The organism is Companilactobacillus sp., assembly GCF_022484265.1.
GTDB lineage: Bacteria > Bacillota > Bacilli > Lactobacillales > Lactobacillaceae > Companilactobacillus.
In genome coordinates this window covers 1,566,357-1,585,450 of record NZ_JAKVLR010000001.1, presented here as the reverse complement: position 1 = coordinate 1,585,450, position 19,094 = coordinate 1,566,357, and the positions used below count along the sequence as shown (strand labels likewise).

Here is a 19,094-nt window from a genome sequence, read left to right as displayed (position 1 = left end):
CTTACCCCCAATCTCATTTATCGAATGTGATAATATGATAATAATAGATTTTTAATACATTGGGGGAGTTTTTGTGCAGGGATTATTGCTAGTCAACTTAGGATCACCAGCATCTCCAGAAACAAAAGATGTTAAAAGCTACTTGAAAGAATTTTTAAGCGATCAAAATGTCGTCGAAATGCCCAAAATTATTTGGCAACCAATCTTAAACGGCATCATCTTACCACTAAGATCATGGCGCTCAGCGACATTCTACAAACATTCGTGGACCCAAAGTGGTTCGCCATTGATTGCTTACACCCAAATAATTACCGACCAAGTACAGGAATTATTACCCGATTGGAAGGTAGAAATGGCTATGACTTACGGCCAACCTGACATTGTCGAAACGTTGCACGCAATGAAAAAATCCGGTTGCGACAATATTATTTTGTTACCGCTATTTCCACAGTTCACGAAGAGCTCAACTCAATCGATCATCGACCAAGCTGAGTCAGCCAATGTTGATTTGACCATCGTGAAAAATTTTTATCACGAAAAGGTTTATCAACAAATTTTGGCTGATAAGATTCAACAAGCTTGGGATGCGGATACTTATGATGAGTTGTTTTTCAGTTATCACAGTATTCCCACAGCGATGGTCAAACATGGCGACCCTTATCAAACAGAGTGTGAGGAAACGACTGAAGCAGTCTCAAAATTGTTGAATATTCCTGATGACCAGATCAAAACAGTCTATCAGTCGAAATTTGGTCCAATGCCTTGGTTAAAACCTTATTTGCGCAATGCTTTGATGCAAGCGGCACAGCTAGGAAAACGAAATATCTTAATCGTCACGCCGTCATTTGTTGCTGACTGTTTGGAAACTTTGGAAGAGGACTATGTCCAAAACTATCAAGTGTTCAAGTCCAGTGGTGGCGATAAATTTCAATTAGTGCCACCAATGAATGGGGATGCTCGATTCAGCCAATTTATCGCTGATTTAGCTACTAGAAATGAGGCTCAACATGACTGATGTAAAGAAGAGTCTCGATGAGATCAACGAGAGCGTTCAAGTACCAAGCGTATATGAAAGCTCATTCGTGCAAAAATTTTTAGCCTACAGTGGACCAGGAGCCTTGGTAGCTGTTGGCTACATGGATCCTGGAAATTGGCTGACTTCGTTATCAGGAGGCAGCCAGTATCGTTATCAACTGCTATCAGTGTTGCTGATCTCAATTATTGTGGCGATGTTCATGCAGTCGCTGTCGATCAAATTAGGGGTCGTAGCTCGTCAAGATCTAGCTCAGGCCATTGCTTTAAAAGTACCTAAATCGGTCCGATATGGGCTGTGGTTTTTGAATGAAATTGCCATGATGGCAACCGATTTAACAGGTGTCGTTGGTACGGCGATTGCCTTAAGATTACTATTCGGACTGCCATTGATCTACGGAATCTTGCTGACGGTGTTTGATGTCTTGGTCGTATTGTTATTCTTGCGATTCGGTATCAGACGAATCGAATTCCTTGTCTTGTCGGCGATTCTCGTGGTTGGCGTGATCTTTGGGATCGAAGTGTTCCGAGCTCATCCGCCAGTTGCTTCTATTTTGAATGGATTAGTACCAACGGCTGATATTTTTCAAAACCATCAGAAACTAGTTTTGAGTTTGGGTATCATGGGTGCGACGATCATGCCGCATAATATTTATTTGCACTCATCATTAGCTCAAAGTAGACGTTACGACCACAATGATCCTGCGCAAGTTAACGAAGCATTGCGTTTTGCCAACTGGGATTCTAACGTTCATTTGGTCGCAGCCTTTATTATTAACGCATTATTGTTAGTTCTAGGCGGGACATTGTTTTTCCATACCAACGGACAATTAGCTAGCTTCCAAAACGTTTTCGATGGTTTAAAAAATTCGAATATCGTCGGTACTTTGGCTAGTCCATTAATGAGTTGGCTCTTTGCTTTTGCACTTTTGATCACAGGGATGATCTCGTCGATCACCAGTACTTTATCCGGCCAAATCGTGATGGAAGGTTACTTAAATATTCGTTTGCCATTGTGGCAAAGACGTTTGCTAACTAGATTTGTTACCTTGATACCGATCTTGATAATTGGTTTCATGGTCGGATTCAATGAACAAGACTTCGAGGACATGATCGTCTATGCCCAAATTGCCTTGAGTATCGCTTTACCGTTCACCTTGTTCCCAATGATCATTTTGACTAGCAATAAGAAACTAATGGGCAAACATGCCAACAATAAATTGGTGTTGGTAGTTGGTTTGGTCTTGGCCAGCATCATCACGATTTTGAATTTACAATTAATAATTTCGACCCTATAAACACAAAAACTCGCCTAATTAGATTAGACGAGTTTTTTAGTGAAATCATTTACTGGAATAATAAATACTTCGTTGGATCTGATGGTAATAAGAAGTGGAATCCTTCTTCAGCAATAATAGCAAAAAGATTTGCGATGATAAGTACGGCAAAGATCCAAATATTGATCGTAGCGATCACATTGTATTCGCTACCCTTTGGGCAAAGTTCTTTAGCAAAGATCATCATGAATGCACAGAAGAACATTACAACGATGAAACTGATCAAAGCCCAAGTATAAGTGTGGATTCCAAACACTGCTGAACCGTATCCTGGGTCCTTAGGAGCGATGTGTAAAAGAATCTGTCTAATTGATGCTGAAGCACCTAATAATGCCGCTAAGAGCGAAAGACCGTAGCCTCGCATGAATTTTTGCGGTGTGATGGTGCGATTCTTAGTTGCTAAGATGATATACAGTGGTCCAAAGCAAGCTAACATCATAAAATATCTTTGGATCATGCAAAGTGGACAAGGGAATTCATGAAGTGCGAATTGAAAAAAGAATCCCCCAGCCAAAACGAAATTATATGCAAAAACAAATAAGTTAGCTCCCCAAAAACCTAATTTGGAGGCCACTGTACTGTTTGCGTTTGATGAATACATTATTTTTCCCCCTATAGACTAATTGGTAAAGTACTAGTTGCGTGCAATTTGAATAGGACTAAAACTAAAATGCAAATTACAGCCCACATTGCAAAATCAGCTTTTGTCACTTTTCCCCGAATAATCATCCGTAAAAACATGAATGTGATGATTATCATAATGATGATGTCCATGAAATCGCTTCCTTTCCGGATTACTATGTTACCAGAAATGAATATTAAATCAAATTCATTCATTTATCGAAATTGTGGAAAAATTTAAATTAAGTTAATTTGACGGTTCGTGAACTTGCACAAAAAAACCTCCAATTTTTCAATTGGGGGTTAGGGGATTAATACTAGTTGAGGGTTAAATAATTGAATAATAAAAAGTCTAGTTGAATGTTACGCCGGTACTTGCTTCGACCCATTCGTCAGTTGAAACACGGTAGTAGGTATTGCCAGAACTATCTTGGGCAGTTTTGTCAGTGTACCATGAAGTATCGCCGGCTAAACCACGTGATCCTTTTGAACCAGATGATGAGTACAAGCTATAAACAAATCCTGAAGGACCTGCTAGTGTAACTGAATGATAGCCACTGAGTTCTTGGATATTAGTTAGACCTGATTGGTAACTGCTTGAATTGTTGCTAGTGTTGTTATTGTAGTTGTTGTTATTATTGTTTGCTGGCGTATTGTTAGTAACCTTGTTGTTATTGTTGTTGATGTTGCTGTTGTTACTTGGTTGGTTATTGTTCTTTTGGCTATTGTTATTTGATGGTTGATTGTTTGAACCAACTACGGCAGCGTTTGCTGTGTATGCAGAAGTTGCAGCAATAGTTGCGGTTGGGATCCAACCTAGTAATACGACTGCTGATACTAATAAAGTTTTTCTTGTTTTCTTCATATTCTGAATCCTCCTTGATGCATATCTCATATGCTGATTATCATATTAGTGTTGATAGATTAAACTAGCCTTAAAATTTTATGACAAAATAAATTTTTTCAAAAAAATATCCCAAGGACTAGTCATACTCTAGTCTTTGGGATATTTGATCATCAAACAGACTAATTATTTAGGAGCTGGTTGGTTGTTTTGTGGAGCTGGTGTTTGTTGTGCTACTGGTGCCTTTTGGTTATTAGCAGGAGCAGGTGTGTTATTCTTTGCTGGTTGAGCTGCAGGTGCTTTAGGAGCAGGTGTAGTTACCTTAGCAGGTTGGGCTGCAGGAGCCTTAGGAGCAGGTGTAGTTACCTTAGCAGGTTGAGCTGCAGGTGCTTTAGGAGCAGGTGTAGTTACCTTAGCAGGTTGAGCTGCAGGAGCCTTAGGAGCTGGTGTAGTAGCCTTTGCAGGTTCTTGTTTTGCAGGAGCCTTTTTAGCAGGTGCTGGTTGGCCAGCAACGGCAGCATCAGCAGTAGCAGCTGAACTTACAGCAATTGTTGCTGCAGGTGCCAATCCTAAAATAGCCACGGTAGACATAAGTAAAAGTTTTCTAGATTTTTTCATTTGATGAATCCTCCTTGTCGCATATCTCATATGCTGGTGATAATATTAGAGTTCAAAGAATAAAGAAACCTTAAAAATATATTACAAGTCTTAAAGCTTGATTTAGTTGCGGCAGTAAGATCACGTCTGTTTTTTCAAAAATGGATTTGCTTGATTTTTCAATTATTAATAGGAAAAAAAGATATTCAGAAACGATAATTTTTTAAAAAATCGATCATGATAAGGGAACATTTTAATTCAAATTGTCTATTAAATTTTAATTCTAAATATGATTTTTTTGTGAATATGTTTAGAAAATCGCTCAAGTATACTAAAATTAGTATAGACAATTCGATAATTTCAAAACTAAATTTGAATTTTAAAGAGGAAAACATTTTGGAACAAAAATTTATTACGTCAAACGGTGAAGTAAACGTTAAGGTAACAGGAGATCTAGAAAGCGATAAGGACATTATTGTTCTTGTGCATGGAATCGATGCTTCGTTAGATTATTTTGACGACATCACTCCATACTTAGAAGATAAGTACGCAATCGTCGCAGTTGATCTTTTAGGACATGGTAAATCTTCAGCAGCCAAAGACCAAAACTATCAAATGGATAGTGAGGCTTGGGCTGTTTGGGAAGCCTTGGGTAAGTTGAAGGTCGTTAAGCCAGTGATCTTATTCGGTTATGGTATCGGTGGATTAGTAGTAAATTGCATGACAGAAATGCACGACATCGCTGTAAGCAAGATCGTCATGCTAAGTACGCCAGCAACTGAAAAGTACGCTCATATCAACACTTTGAACTCACGTATTGGCGGCATGATGTCTAGTTCGCAAGTTAAAACAAAATTATACTTTGCCAAAAAGTTCGATACATCAAAATTGAGTAATCCCAAAGTTGTTCAAGAATCATCTAAGAAGGTCGAACGTAAGACTTCTAAACAACTCCAAAAGATTGCTCCAGAATACCTAGAACAAAAACCAATGAACAAACGACTCAGAGCCATTCCTAAACCTGCTTTGATGATCTATGGAACAGAAGACCAGATCTTAGGCGAAAAAGGAATCAAGGACGCTAAGGCCAGTTTGGCACGAGTTCCTGACGTAAGTATTCAAGACATCGAAGGCGCAGGACATGCAGCAATGCTAGAGAAGCCAAAAGCAGTCGCTGACCTAGTAAAGAAATTCGATGAAGTTACAACTATTGATGATAATGATCAAGGAAATGTTTAAAAAGTAGGCTAGATGCATTCGCATTTAGTCTGTTTTTTTTGGATATGATTTGACAGAAACGCCTTTTCTAGTAATAATTTAACTAACAAATTAGTTCCAGAAAGCGGGTATGAATATGGCTTCACATCAAGCTTTACTGATTATTGACTATACTAACGACTTTGTTGCTGACGAGGGTGCGCTGACTTGTGGCGAACCTGGCCAAGCAATTGACAAGAACATCGTCAAACTGGCCGACAACATGAGAAAGGATGGCGACTGGGTCTGGTTCCCAACTGACGTCCACCGTCCATTCGATCACTATCATCCTGAAACTAAGCTTTTCCCAGCCCACAATGTTCGTGACACATGGGGCCGCGACTTATATGGCGAAACGGGAAAGTGGTACAAAGACAATGCCGGTAAGGATACCGTTAAATTGTTCGATAAAACACGTTACAGCGCTTTTGCTGGAACTGACTTAGACTTACGTCTTCGTGAAAGAGAAGTCGACACATTGCATCTAGTGGGCGTATGCACGGACATCTGTGTCTTGCATACAGCAATCGATGCCTATAACCTTTGCTATAACTTAGTGATTCACAAATCAGCAGTAGCATCATTTAATCAAGCTGGACATGACTGGGCTTTGAATCACTTTGAAAAAGTATTAGGAGCTAAAGTAGTTAAATAAACTGAAAAAAGATATTAGTTACAGGATTGCCTGCGACTAATATCTTTTTTTGTCAGATGGAAAAAATAATTTTTACCAATTTAGATGTTCAGAAAATTAAAAATAAATTTGTGTAATTCTAGAACTTTTCTTTTGTAATTAATAACTGAGGGTCATATACTCGCAATGATCAGAGAATTCATATCTGATCATATTTATTTAAATCGATCGCGAATATTTCTTGAGGGATGTCGAGTGTTTCTAGAACGAGCTTGATTCTTTTCTTGTTCTAGTCGAAGCGTCTGGATCTCATTTTCGATCTCGCTCATTACTTCGATCTGCATCTTTTCGATATCTAGAATGTGAGGCCATTGTACCTCGTTCATCTGATCGATTTTTTTATGGAGGATCCGGATCTCCATTTCAGATTTAGTGTTAGTGCGATAATCGTTTTCAGCATCGAAACGGTCACGATCTGCTTGACGATTTTGACTCATCATGATTATAGGCGCTTGAATAGCAGCCACACAGCTCAAAAATAAGTTCAATAGTATAAAAGGATAGGGATCAAAGTGAATGCCGAATAAGTGGACCACGTTGATCGTCATCCAAACGACCAAGACAACTGTGAAAGTGATGATGAATCCCCAGCTACCACCGAATTTGGCAACGGCATCCGCCATCTTTTGACCACGTGTCAATTGTCCATTAACAGTATCATTCAAGTTTCGAATAACGTAATTATCCTTTGATAATTCCTTTTGAAGTTCGGCGTTCATACGCTGATCGGCTTCGAGATCTTGGTCGATGATCGACTGCATGTTTGCTAGTCGAACGTGCTGCAAGTCCTTGAGACAAATGAAAGAAGAATTTTTCGCAAAACTTACTTCTGAAAAAATTTGTTGCTTTAAGCCGTCATTCAGATCGCGGAGGAATAAACCTTCGGATGAGTTAAAATGTTTGCCGCAAATTATACATGTTTGATTTTTTTCAATAGACATACTTAGCTCTCCTCAAGTGTTTGTCTTAATTATAGGACAAATTATTTAAAAAAGGGTAACGTTTGCAGATGCTTGAATCACACAATTTAAAATTTACGCAGTGAAGATCTAAGGAGATGAAGACCATGGATAGTGCATTTATGATCCTTTCTATCCTATTGGTTTGGGTAATGACCCCAGGAATTGCCATCTTCTACGGTGGTTTTATTCCGAAAAAGGATACTACCAAAATGTTATTTGAGACGTTCTTATTATTTGGAGTGGTCGGTTTAATGTGGTTCGTGATTGGATATCCACTCTCATTTGAAGGCAATAACTTTGGCATTATTGGTAACTTGAATCATATCTTTTTATCAGGTATCAACTTAACAGCGATTTTTCCAAAAACAACTATCTCTAACTCAATTTATATTTTGTTCCAAATGATGTTTGCGATTTTAACGCCGGCACTCTTCTTAGGTGCAATCGCAACGAAAAAGACTACCAAATACATCATTGCCTTTGTTGCTATTTGGGCAGTCTTAGTTTATTACCCACTAGTCCATATGGTATGGTCTAGCACAGGTTTTCTCGCAAAATTAGGTGTTCTTGATTTTGCTGGTGGCACGGTTATTCACATTGATGCTGGTATTACAGCATTAGTTCTTTCCAATTTTGCTCTATCAAAACACGCACAGCATGCCGAAGCTAAGGAACATGCCTCTGGTAATGCCTTCTGGGTCCTCATGGGTACTGTCCTATTGTGGATCGGCTGGTACGGATTTAACGCCGGAAGTGCTTTAGCTTTGAATGCTCAAGGTATACAAGCTTTCTTCACGACAACCATGGCTCCAATTACAGCTATGTTAACGTACGGCTTGCTAGAAAATCACTTTAAAGGTCACGCATCAATGAACGGCATTTGTACCGGTGTTATTTGTGGTCTAGTTGGTATTACCCCAGCCACAGGCTTCGTTACATTGCCTGCATCGCTGATCATCGGTGTAGTTTCAGCAGCCGGCAGTTACTTCTTCATCAATTATCTAAAATATGCTTGGCACATCAACGATTATATGGATATCATGGGAGCTCATGGTGTCAGCGGTATTCTAGGTTCTTTGATGACAGGACTATTTGCCACAAAAGCTATCAATCCAAACGTCGTCAATAACGGTTTGCTTGAAGGCGGCGGCTTTAAACAATTTGGCATCCAATTGTTTGCTGTCATCTTCGCAATTGCTTTTGTCTTTATCATGAACTTTATCATCGTGAAAGTTCTGAAAAAAGTATTCAAGGAAAACACAGACGCTAAGAGTTTGAAGCATTTGAGAACAGCTTAAAATTAAAAATCTCGCCTACAAGAAGTAAGCGAGATTTTTTTGCCTTTTTACAGGATAGATTTTTGGTGTATTTTATTAATAGCGGAATTATTTAGGGGATACTAATGAAAAAAAGTAAATTAGTTTTGATTTTATTATTGGTTGTTGTAGCAATTGCTGCGATAGCTTTTGTTATATCTATGAAATTCACTGGTCAAAAGCATTCTGAGCCAGTCAGCCATCACCAGACTACCACGACTAAAAAAGTTAAGACTGGAACTAGTCATAAAGATGGCCAAATCGATGGGGTGAAGCAGTTGATTGACGCTGATCTTAAGGGGATGTCTGGCGACACTTCGGCCTATTATTACAATATAAAAACCGATAAAAGTTACCAGTATGGAACTGACCAGACGCAAAGAGCTGCCAGTGATATCAAGCTATTTATTTTAGCAGCCGCATATCAAAACGTTGCTGATGGGAAACTTGATTTAAGTAGTACTTATACTTTGCAGGCTACTGATAAAGTAGGTGGCTCTGGAAGTTTGCAACAAATTGAACCAGGTACTCAAATTTCTTATCAAGACTTGATCAAGGCTATGATCACTCAAAGCGATAATACTGCCTCTAACATTATCGTGAAAAAACTCGGTGGAATATCCGCAGTCAATCGGGAGATCAAGCGTTTAGGTATGAAGAATACTAAGATGCAACGTATGCTGATGGATACGGATAAGTTAAAACAAGGTCAGGATAATATGACATCTGCTCACGATTTAGGTTTATTTTTGACGAAACTGTATCGACACCAAATCGTTTCAAAGACCTATGATGATGCCATGTTAAAAGTTCTTTCAGAAAACACTAATCACACAAAATTACCACAAAAAGTCGATTCAAGCATCACCACCTATAATAAGTCTGGTGAGTTCGATGATTATGGCGTGGAAAATGATGCGGCTATCTTTGAAAAAGGCAACAAGGCCTTTGTGATAGTGGTCTTATCTCAAAATGGCCAACTGGCTCAACAAATTCCAGCGATGAATAAGCTTGGCGCTGATTTAACGAAATTAGTTTTGGAGGATTAACAATGAAATTCTGTGTATATTGTGGAAACAAGATTCCAGAGTCATCTAGTTTTTGTCCTCATTGTGGACAACAGCAACCGAAAGTCCAACGAACTTATCAACATGTGGATAACAATCAACCGATGTATAATCAGTCGATCTACCCAGTCCACCGAGATGATCTTTTTGACAAGATAACTAGCAAATTAAATTCCTACACAGGTGGTAGCGGTTCAGTCAGGATCAATCTCAAAGTGTTATTCAGCGAAGTTTTCAAGAAACACTCCAATGAAGATGCTGAAAAAATTTTTATTGCTGGAACTCACTTTACGACGCCAAACATGAAAGATGTTTCTGAAGAGTGGGCCAAGCCTTGGTTATTCTCGCGTATCTTGGCATATTTCATGGTCGTATTTGGAGTTTTGATCGTGGCTGACTTCCTATTTGGAGGTCAACTAGCGTTGCCGGGACTAATTTTAGTGGCTGCAACTGCTGTTCCTTTTTCAGCAGTGATCTTCTATTTTGAATTCAACGCGTTCAGGAATATTAGTATCTTCACGGTCACTAAGATATTTTTCGTCGGTGGTGCTTTTTCGCTGCTAGTTACAATGTTTATTTACCAGTTTGCTATCTTTAATGAAAAAACATCGATTGGTATCGGTAGTGCCTTGCTTATTGGTATTATCGAAGAGCTAGGCAAGATGATCATCATCTTTTATTTCATCAATCGTGTTTCCAATAATTTTATTCTCAACGGGATTTTAATTGGTGGCGCTGTAGGTGCAGGTTTCGCGACATTTGAAACAGCAGGATATATCTTATATTCTGGCAAATACTTCTTGATCACTGCAATCGTGCGTGCTTTAACAGCTATTGGTGGCCATTTAGTCTGGGCAGCGATAACTGGTGGGGCATTGATGCTAGTCAAGAAGTACGGTGAAAAATTACAGGTCTCAGATTTATTTGAGGCTCGATTCGTAATATTCTTTGGTTTGAGTATCATCTTGCATGCGTTGTGGGATGTCACAGTTCCATTTGGATGGTTGAAGTACATTCCTTTGATCATCATTGCGTGGATCATTTTATTCGTTCTGATGAACGCCGGAATTAACCAAATCCGAGATATTAAACATCAATATAATCAATAAAAACCAGATCTCAATCCTTTTGAGATTTGGTTTTTTCAAACAAAAAAAGCATTCCCGCGGGAATGCTTTTTTACTTTTAACTATTAATTTTAAAGTGAACCTTTTTTAAGTGCTGTCTTCAAGCCACCCATTTCCATGAATGATCTGTCAGCAGCCAAGTGTTTGATCAATGATGCTGTAACACCCTTGAACTTACGTGAACCAACTTGAGCGATACCATGGTTTTGACCAAGAGATGCAACTGTACCAGCTGATTTGTAAACAAATGGTTTCAATTCTGTTCCAGCAAGTGCTGAAGCAATATTGAAGGCAACAGCGCCACCTTCAGCAGTAGCTAATTGACCAGTTGTTGGCAATGGACGTTCTGAACCTGCAGGGATGATAGCTGAGTCGTCACCGATGAAGTATGCTTCTGGATGATCTTCAAGGTTCAAGAATTCAGTAGTCATAACACGGTTTCTTCTTGCTTCCATACCTGAATCTTTAATAACGTCAACACCTGAAACACCAACTGTCCAAACAATTGTACTTGCTTCAACTTTGTGTTCTGCGTCTTCTGCATCTTTGTAGACAACAGCGCCATCTTCGATCTTAGCGATCTTAGCACCTGTCAACAATTTAATGCCGTTCTTTTCAAGGTAAGAAACAGCGTAATTTGAAAGTTCTTCATCGAACATTGGCAAAATACGTGTTGCCATTTCAAGACATGTGACTTTAATTTCAGGAACACCATATTTAGCCTTTAAGATCTTAACTGTATCAACTAATTCACCAAGAACTTCGATACCAGTAAATCCGGCACCACAAACAGCGATTGAAAGATCTTTAGGATCTTGTGATGTTTTGTAATTTGCAACATTTTTGTTGATAGTCTTGTAAATTTCTGTAGCTGTATCAAGGTCTTGAAGGATAAGGGCATGCTCATCAGCGCCTTCTAGTCCGAAGTCTTCTGAACGGAATCCAAGAGCAACGATAACATAATCGTATTCAATATCATCATGATCAGAGAATGAAACCTTCTTGTTTTCCAAATCAAACTTAGAAACAGTAGCTTGAATAAAGTTAACATTTGAAGGGATCACATCACGAACATCAAAACTTACTGATTCAGGTTTTGCTGTACCTGCAGCAACCATGTGCAATGCTGTTTTTTCAACATGCAATACATTCTTATCAACCAAGTCAATTTGTGTATCTGCTGGTGTTGTTTTTGCTAGATCTCTAGCAGCCTTCAACCCACCGTATCCTGCGCCTAAAATTAAAATATGTGCCATATCTACCTTCTCCTTCATTTATCAAAATTTTGCATAATACTCATGATACATTATATAGCTTTTATCATTTTTTCGAAACTGATTGAACTACAGCGGATTCTTGCCAATAGCGTGTTTCAAGAAAAATGGAGCTAATATAGTTATCAGTATAATACTGATAATAACACTTGAGTAGTATTCTTCTGAAAGCAGTTTCACATTAAATCCAATTTGTGCAATTATCAATGCCATCTCACCACGAGAGATCATTCCTGATCCAATGACATATGAATCTTTCATGTCAAAACCGGAAATACGTGCACCGAATCCAGAACCGAACAACTTACCAATGATCCCAGTGACCGTGAAGAGAACGATCAACCAGAAGTCTTGGAGAAATGTCGTGAACTCAAGGCTAATACCGATACTAATGAAAAACACGGGAATAAAAATGCTGTAGCCAATGGTCTCGATGTCATCATTGATCTTCTTGTCAAAGTTAGGTGCGTTAGCAATCGCAATACCAGCGACAAATGCACCTAAAACGGCATCTAATTTCACTTCATCAGCTAAAAACGCCATTCCAAAGCAGATCAACAATGCCATGATCGTAACCGCATGGGTCGCTTCTATGAAATTAGCTAATTTCATAATTGCTGGAACGATCCACTTGTAAGCTACATAAGTGACAATACCAAAAACGATCCATAGGCCTAATAGCAGTCCTAATTGTGAAATTGAAAAGCTGCCTGTTAACGTACCTGACATAACACTCAAAATCGAGATAGCCAAAATATCATCAACAACCGCAGCACCCAAGATCACAGTTCCAGAAGAACTAGAAAGATAGTTCAAACTCTTTAACACTTCGACTGAGATCGAAACTGAAGTAGCCGCGAAAACGACCGAGATAAAAATACTTTCTTTCATGTTGATCCCAAAAATCAGAGCTGTCCCCAGAGTTAATGCCACCGGTAAAATAACACCAAATACAGCAACATTCAAACTAGGTCCAAAATGTTTTTTGAGAAGCTTCAGGTCGGTTTCTAGACCAGCCAGAAACATCAGTAAAATAACTCCGATCTCGGCAAATAATTCTACCTCATGAGTTGGCTTAACAATATTGAGGACACCTTTACCTAAAATGACACCCAAGATCAGTTGTCCAACAACAGCCGGTAGGTTCATCTTGTTAAAAAGATGACTGACTATTATCGACAAGAGGAGCATTACTGCTAGAAGGGTTATAAATTGCATATTAATGACCTATTCCTTTTTGATACCATGAATGAATATTTTTACCATGGTACCGAGATTAGCGATATTTCTTGCTCGCTTTGCATCATTGTACTCACTTCAACTTTGTGTTCTGCGTCTTCTGCATCTTTGTAGACAACAGCGCCATCTTCGATCTTAGCGATCTTAGCACCTGTCAACAATTTAATGCCGTTCTTTTCAAGGTAAGAAACAGCGTAATTTGAAAGTTCTTCATCGAACATTGGCAAAATACGTGTTGCCATTTCAAGACATGTGACTTTAATTTCAGGAACACCATATTTAGCCTTTAAGATCTTAACTGTATCAACTAATTCACCAAGAACTTCGATACCAGTAAATCCGGCACCACAAACAGCGATTGAAAGATCTTTAGGATCTTGTGATGTTTTGTAATTTGCAACATTTTTGTTGATAGTCTTGTAAATTTCTGTAGCTGTATCAAGGTCTTGAAGGATAAGGGCATGCTCATCAGCGCCTTCTAGTCCGAAGTCTTCTGAACGGAATCCAAGAGCAACGATAACATAATCGTATTCAATATCATCATGATCAGAGAATGAAACCTTCTTGTTTTCCAAATCAAACTTAGAAACAGTAGCTTGAATAAAGTTAACATTTGAAGGGATCACATCACGAACATCAAAACTTACTGATTCAGGTTTTGCTGTACCTGCAGCAACCATGTGCAATGCTGTTTTTTCAACATGCAATACATTCTTATCAACCAAGTCAATTTGTGTATCTGCTGGTGTTGTTTTTGCTAGATCTCTAGCAGCCTTCAACCCACCGTATCCTGCGCCTAAAATTAAAATATGTGCCATATCTACCTTCTCCTTCATTTATCAAAATTTTGCATAATACTCATGATACATTATATAGCTTTTATCATTTTTTCGAAACTGATTGAACTACAGCGGATTCTTGCCAATAGCGTGTTTCAAGAAAAATGGAGCTAATATAGTTATCAGTATAATACTGATAATAACACTTGAGTAGTATTCTTCTGAAAGCAGTTTCACATTAAATCCAATTTGTGCAATTATCAATGCCATCTCACCACGAGAGATCATTCCTGATCCAATGACATATGAATCTTTCATGTCAAAACCGGAAATACGTGCACCGAATCCAGAACCGAACAACTTACCAATGATCCCAGTGACCGTGAAGAGAACGATCAACCAGAAGTCTTGGAGAAATGTCGTGAACTCAAGGCTAATACCGATACTAATGAAAAACACGGGAATAAAAATGCTGTAGCCAATGGTCTCGATGTCATCATTGATCTTCTTGTCAAAGTTAGGTGCGTTAGCAATCGCAATACCAGCGACAAATGCACCTAAAACGGCATCTAATTTCACTTCATCAGCTAAAAACGCCATTCCAAAGCAGATCAACAATGCCATGATCGTAACCGCATGGGTCGCTTCTATGAAATTAGCTAATTTCATAATTGCTGGAACGATCCACTTGTAAGCTACATAAGTGACAATACCAAAAACGATCCATAGGCCTAATAGCAGTCCTAATTGTGAAATTGAAAAGCTGCCTGTTAACGTACCTGACATAACACTCAAAATCGAGATAGCCAAAATATCATCAACAACCGCAGCACCCAAGATCACAGTTCCAGAAGAACTAGAAAGATAGTTCAAACTCTTTAACACTTCGACTGAGATCGAAACTGAAGTAGCCGCGAAAACGACCGAGATAAAAATACTTTCTTTCATGTTGATCCCAAAAATCAGAGCTGTCCCCAGAGTTAATGCCACCGGTAAAATAACACCAAATACAGCAACATTCAAACTAGGTCCAAAATGTTTTTTGAGAAGCTTCAGGTCGGTTTCTAGACCAGCCAGAAACATCAGTAAAATAACTCCGATCTCGGCAAATAATTCTACCTCATGAGTTGGCTTAACAATATTGAGGACACCTTTACCTAAAATGACACCCAAGATCAGTTGTCCAACAACAGCCGGTAGGTTCATCTTGTTAAAAAGATGACTGACTATTATCGACAAGAGGAGCATTACTGCTAGAAGGGTTATAAATTGCATATTAATGACCTATTCCTTTTTGATACCATGAATGAATATTTTTACCATGGTACCGAGATTAGCGATATTTCTTGCTCGCTTTGCATCATTGTACTCAATGTATGGTAATAACATTGTTAAAAAGGTACCAACCTGGGCTGGCAAGGGCAGGTCGCTTCTAAGTTCATCTTTATGGTCTTGAAAGACGTTATTAAGGACCTTGTAGTAACCGATATCCCAAGTTTGTCCAATTGTTTTGCGTTCTTCATCAGAGAAGAAAGTATTAATGTCATGCATCATCATAAAATAATTGATCTTGAAGTTTTCGATCATGAAAGTTGAGATCAGCGTCAATAGCTCTTCAAACGATTTATCTTTATTATCATCATATGTCTTGTAAAGAGCTTGGCTAAATCCACCAATAGCATGTTCTAATGATTTGATATAAAGAACTTTCTTATTCTTATAATAATGATACATATTTGGTTGTGTTATATCTAAAGCTTGAGCAATCTTTCTAGTTGATGTTGCTTGATATCCTTGTGATAGGAAATTCTCGGAGGCAACTTCTAGGATTGCATTTTTGGTTTTTTCTGCTTGTTTATCTCGTGAATTCATTGCAATATCACCCCTGCGTATTCAATTTCATTATACATTAAATTAGGCTTCAAAACTTAATCATTTATCAAATGATAAAAAAGTTTCAATTAAATTGTATCAAGCTAATAAATTTTACCAATATCAATTTTGTTTATCAATGATGGCAAAACGTTAAATGAAATTAAACACACAAAAAGTGAATGTAACTTATTTTACCGCCTCGTTAATAATTTTTGACTCATATTGTACAAAAAATATTTTTCCAAATCCAATATTTACTAAAAATATCTATGGTTATAATAAGTTTACCGTTTATAATGTAAGCGTTACATATTCTGATTCAAGGAGGGAAGACTATGATTTTTGTTGCTCTTTCAGCGGTAATTCTACCGTTTATCTTATTGGGAATATTCAACTTGCCCGCGACCAAGGGAATGTCCATCAGTGCGTTTGTTGTTTTGATCGAAGGATATTTCTTATGGAAGATGCCTGTAAATGTTGTACTGGCATCGGTACTTCAAGGGGTTCATAAAACCTTGCCTATCCTTTGGATCCTGTTCGGAGCATTGATGATGCTGAATACTTTGCAGCACACTGGTGCAATCGATCGAATCAATTTGGGATTTCACCATTTATCCGCTGATATGCGGATCCAAGTGATCTTAGTTGCCTATTTATTTGGTGCTTTGATCGAAGGTATTTCTGGATTCGGTACACCAGCCATGGTTACAGCTCCATTAATGATTGCTTTAGGCTTCTCGCCTATGGCAGCTGTAACACTAGCTCTGGTAGCCGATTCCACGCCTGCAGCCTTTGGCGCCGTGGGAACTCCGTTGACGGTTGGATTAAGTAACGTTAATAGCAATCTCGACTTTTTAAATTCAATTGGTCAACAGATCACGAGAATTGATTTGTTTGCCGGAACATTTATGCCATTGATGCTTTTGTTCTTGTTAACGTTTTTCTTTGGCAAAAAAGACGGACATACCTTTAAATATTGGCTTCAAACGGCTCCATGGACGTTGATGATCGGACTGGTTTATAGTCTTACGGCTATCGCAATGTCAACGTTTGTTGGCTACGAATTCGTCTCAATTTTGACACCGTTTATCACGATCATCATCGCGATAGCAACGATCAAGTTTAGAATTTTGTTGCCGAAATCTGTGACGCAACAACCTTGGACAACCTCAACAAAAGAGATCAAGCAAGATAAATCGTCAATGTCGCTGTTGACCGCTTGGTCATCATATATCATCGTAATTTTGATGCTACTTGCTTCAAGAGTGTTCCAACCACTCAAAGCCTTTTTAACCTCAGCAATTAATTTTTCTTGGACGAATATTTTGGGATTTGAACAAATCAAATCTGACTGGGAATTTCTCTATTCACCTGGTACATTGATGACGATTGCTGTTATCGCTGGATTGCTCATCCAAGTTAAATCGCTGAAAGTCTTTTTACCTACTGCGAAAAAAGTCGTCTTCTCAATGAAATCGACCGCGATCGCTTTAGGAGTAACGTTGATCATGGTACAGATCTTTGCTAATTCAGGATTGAATACCGTCAAGATGGATAGTATGCCGGTTTATATTGCGACCGTATTATCGAAATCCATGTCGTCAGTCTGGATCTTTATTGCACCATTCGTTGGTGAATTAGGTGCTTTCGTAACCGGAAGTGCCACCGTTTCAACCTTGACCTTTGGACAGATTCAATCAGATATCGCTTCAAATGCGGCCATCAGTAAACAAGTCGTTTTAGCTGCTCAACTGATCGGTGCCGCCGCTGGTAACATGATCTGTGTCCACAATATCGTTTCTGTAAGTTCAGTAGTTGGACTACAAGGACAAGAAGGTAACATCTTAAGAAAGACAGCTTTACCAGCTTTAGTCTATGGATTATTAGTAGGTATCACAGGATTCGTCTTCTTAAGCTTAATGTAAAAATATTTATAAAGACTAAAAAAGCTTGGTCCATAGCGGATCAAGCTTTTTTTAAGTGTAATTAGATTTTTGCAAATTTACCTAATAAACGTACCATTTGACTCGTGAAACTGTATTCGTTATCGTACCAAGCAACTGTTTTTACTAAGTTTAAATCGCCAACTTGTGTAACTTCTGTTTGTGTTGGGTCAAAGATTGATCCATAAGTCGAGCCAATAATATCTGATGAAACGATTTGACGGTCTTCATAACCAAATGATGGGTTATTTTCAGTATGTTTCTTGATGGCTGCGTTGATCTCGTCAGCTGAAACGTCCTTGTCTAAGACTGAAACTAATTCTGTCAATGATCCGTCCGCAACTGGTACACGTTGTGCGTGGCCTTTTAGCTTGCCATTTAGTTCAGGAATAACTAAACCAATAGCTTTAGCGGCACCTGATGAATGAGGGATGATGTTTGTTGCAGCAGTTCTTGCGGCACGAAGGTTTCCGCCACGAACTGGTCCATCTAAAAGCATTTGTGTGGATGTATAAGCGTGAACTGTTGTCATTGTTCCAGCTTTAATGCCAAATTCTTGGTTCAAGAAGTATGCCATTGGAGCTAAACAGTTTGTAGTACATGAACCTGCAGAAATGATTTGATCATCTGGTGTTAAGGTATCGTCGTTAACGTTAAAGACGATAGTTTTCATTGGACCTGCAGGAGCAGAGACAACTATTTTTTTAACGCCTGCATCCAAATGTGCTTGGGATTTTTCTGTTGATGTGTAGAAGCCAGTACACTCAAGGACGATGTCGACACCATCGTTTTTTACCCAAGGAATCTTACTTGCATCTGGTTCAGCGTAAACAGTTACTTCTTTGCCATCAACGATAATCGAATTTTCTCCGAAGTCGACACGTTTTGAATAAGTACCATGAACTGAATCAAATTGGAGCAAGTTTGCCAATAATTCTGGACTTGTTAAATCGTTGATTGCGACTACTTCGATATCGTCGTCAATTTCGCTGATTCTTCTAAATGCTAATCTACCAATTCTTCCGAAACCATTAATTCCTACTTTTACTGTCATAATAATGACCTCCTAATCTCTTTTACGATGCTTATCTTAAGTTGATTAGGGGATAACAACAATGTTATAAATGAAG

19 protein-coding genes are annotated in these 19,094 nt (G+C 38.5%); 8 read left to right on the top strand and 11 right to left on the bottom strand.

Going from position 1 to position 19,094, the window contains the following annotated elements:
- The first annotated feature begins 73 nt into the window (after positions 1-73).
- Positions 74-1,015, top strand: a complete 942-nt coding sequence (gene hemH, locus LKF16_RS07685) for a ferrochelatase (RefSeq protein ID WP_291470200.1) — start codon at positions 74-76, stop codon at positions 1,013-1,015.
- Entirely contained in the window at positions 1,008-2,330 is a 1,323-nt protein-coding gene (locus tag LKF16_RS07680; protein ID WP_291470199.1) for an Nramp family divalent metal transporter, read from the top strand. Before hemH ends, LKF16_RS07680 begins: the two co-directional genes overlap by 8 nt.
- 49 nt (positions 2,331-2,379) lie before the next feature.
- Here the strand turns inward: LKF16_RS07680 and LKF16_RS07675 are convergent, their stop codons facing one another.
- The 4 genes from LKF16_RS07675 to LKF16_RS07660 all read right to left on the bottom strand — a co-directional run bounded on the left by LKF16_RS07675 (position 2,380) and on the right by LKF16_RS07660 (position 4,452).
- A complete protein-coding gene (locus LKF16_RS07675; RefSeq protein WP_291470198.1) occupies positions 2,380-2,970 on the bottom strand; it encodes a disulfide bond formation protein B in 591 nt (196 codons plus the stop codon).
- A gap of 11 nt (positions 2,971-2,981) precedes the next feature.
- A complete protein-coding gene (locus tag LKF16_RS07670; RefSeq protein WP_291470197.1) occupies positions 2,982-3,143 on the bottom strand; it encodes a DUF5993 family protein in 162 nt (53 codons plus the stop codon).
- A gap of 199 nt (positions 3,144-3,342) precedes the next feature.
- Positions 3,343-3,855, bottom strand: coding sequence for a hypothetical protein (locus tag LKF16_RS07665; RefSeq protein WP_291470196.1), 513 nt, complete (start codon positions 3,853-3,855; stop codon positions 3,343-3,345).
- Positions 3,856-4,020: 165 nt separating this feature from the next.
- Positions 4,021-4,452 (bottom strand): hypothetical protein, encoded by a 432-nt coding sequence (locus LKF16_RS07660; RefSeq protein ID WP_291470195.1) that lies wholly within the window; start codon positions 4,450-4,452, stop codon positions 4,021-4,023.
- Positions 4,453-4,827: 375 nt separating this feature from the next.
- Between LKF16_RS07660 and LKF16_RS07655 the strand changes: the two genes are divergently transcribed.
- Positions 4,828-5,670, top strand: a complete 843-nt coding sequence (locus LKF16_RS07655) for an alpha/beta fold hydrolase (RefSeq protein WP_291470194.1) — start codon at positions 4,828-4,830, stop codon at positions 5,668-5,670.
- Positions 5,671-5,785: 115 nt separating this feature from the next.
- Entirely contained in the window at positions 5,786-6,343 is a 558-nt protein-coding gene (locus tag LKF16_RS07650; protein WP_291470193.1) for a cysteine hydrolase family protein, read from the top strand.
- A gap of 194 nt (positions 6,344-6,537) precedes the next feature.
- Here the strand turns inward: LKF16_RS07650 and LKF16_RS07645 are convergent, their stop codons facing one another.
- On the bottom strand, positions 6,538-7,323 hold the full coding sequence (locus LKF16_RS07645; protein WP_291470192.1) for a DUF1003 domain-containing protein: 786 nt from the start codon (positions 7,321-7,323) through the stop codon (positions 6,538-6,540).
- A gap of 125 nt (positions 7,324-7,448) precedes the next feature.
- Here LKF16_RS07645 and LKF16_RS07640 point away from each other — a divergent pair, with 125 nt between their 5' ends.
- From LKF16_RS07640 to LKF16_RS07630, 3 genes are all read left to right on the top strand, one after another.
- Positions 7,449-8,642: an ammonium transporter gene (locus LKF16_RS07640; protein ID WP_291470191.1), complete on the top strand. Its 1,194-nt coding sequence runs from the start codon at positions 7,449-7,451 to the stop codon at positions 8,640-8,642.
- A gap of 104 nt (positions 8,643-8,746) precedes the next feature.
- Positions 8,747-9,709 carry a serine hydrolase gene (locus tag LKF16_RS07635; RefSeq protein ID WP_291470190.1) on the top strand — a complete coding sequence of 321 codons (963 nt, stop codon included), beginning with the start codon at positions 8,747-8,749 and terminating at the stop codon, positions 9,707-9,709.
- Between the two features lie 2 nt (positions 9,710-9,711).
- Complete coding sequence (locus tag LKF16_RS07630) at positions 9,712-10,836, top strand: PrsW family intramembrane metalloprotease (RefSeq protein WP_291470189.1); 1,125 nt, start codon at positions 9,712-9,714, stop codon at positions 10,834-10,836.
- An 89-nt stretch (positions 10,837-10,925) separates the two neighbouring features.
- Here LKF16_RS07630 and LKF16_RS07625 read toward each other — a convergent pair whose 3' ends face one another.
- The 5 genes from LKF16_RS07625 to LKF16_RS07605 all read right to left on the bottom strand — a co-directional run bounded on the left by LKF16_RS07625 (position 10,926) and on the right by LKF16_RS07605 (position 16,018).
- Positions 10,926-12,110 (bottom strand): NAD(P)/FAD-dependent oxidoreductase, encoded by a 1,185-nt coding sequence (locus tag LKF16_RS07625; protein WP_291470188.1) that lies wholly within the window; start codon positions 12,108-12,110, stop codon positions 10,926-10,928.
- Positions 12,111-12,197: 87 nt separating this feature from the next.
- Positions 12,198-13,346 carry a cation:proton antiporter gene (locus LKF16_RS07620; protein ID WP_291470184.1) on the bottom strand — a complete coding sequence of 383 codons (1,149 nt, stop codon included), beginning with the start codon at positions 13,344-13,346 and terminating at the stop codon, positions 12,198-12,200.
- 41 nt (positions 13,347-13,387) lie between these two features.
- The gene (locus LKF16_RS07615; RefSeq protein WP_291470186.1) at positions 13,388-14,185 is read right to left on the bottom strand and encodes an NAD(P)/FAD-dependent oxidoreductase; all 798 of its coding nucleotides are present in this window, start codon (positions 14,183-14,185) and stop codon (positions 13,388-13,390) included.
- Between the two features lie 87 nt (positions 14,186-14,272).
- Complete coding sequence (locus tag LKF16_RS07610; protein WP_291470184.1) at positions 14,273-15,421, bottom strand: cation:proton antiporter; 1,149 nt, start codon at positions 15,419-15,421, stop codon at positions 14,273-14,275.
- Positions 15,422-15,430: 9 nt separating this feature from the next.
- Positions 15,431-16,018, bottom strand: coding sequence for a TetR/AcrR family transcriptional regulator (locus tag LKF16_RS07605; protein WP_291470182.1), 588 nt, complete (start codon positions 16,016-16,018; stop codon positions 15,431-15,433).
- A 338-nt stretch (positions 16,019-16,356) separates the two neighbouring features.
- Here LKF16_RS07605 and LKF16_RS07600 point away from each other — a divergent pair, with 338 nt between their 5' ends.
- Positions 16,357-17,946 carry an L-lactate permease gene (locus LKF16_RS07600; RefSeq protein WP_291470181.1) on the top strand — a complete coding sequence of 530 codons (1,590 nt, stop codon included), beginning with the start codon at positions 16,357-16,359 and terminating at the stop codon, positions 17,944-17,946.
- Between the two features lie 61 nt (positions 17,947-18,007).
- On the opposite strand, the gene gap is transcribed toward LKF16_RS07600, so the two are convergent.
- Entirely contained in the window at positions 18,008-19,018 is a 1,011-nt protein-coding gene (gene gap / locus LKF16_RS07595) for a type I glyceraldehyde-3-phosphate dehydrogenase (RefSeq protein ID WP_291470179.1), read from the bottom strand.
- Positions 19,019-19,094: the final 76 nt, after the last annotated feature.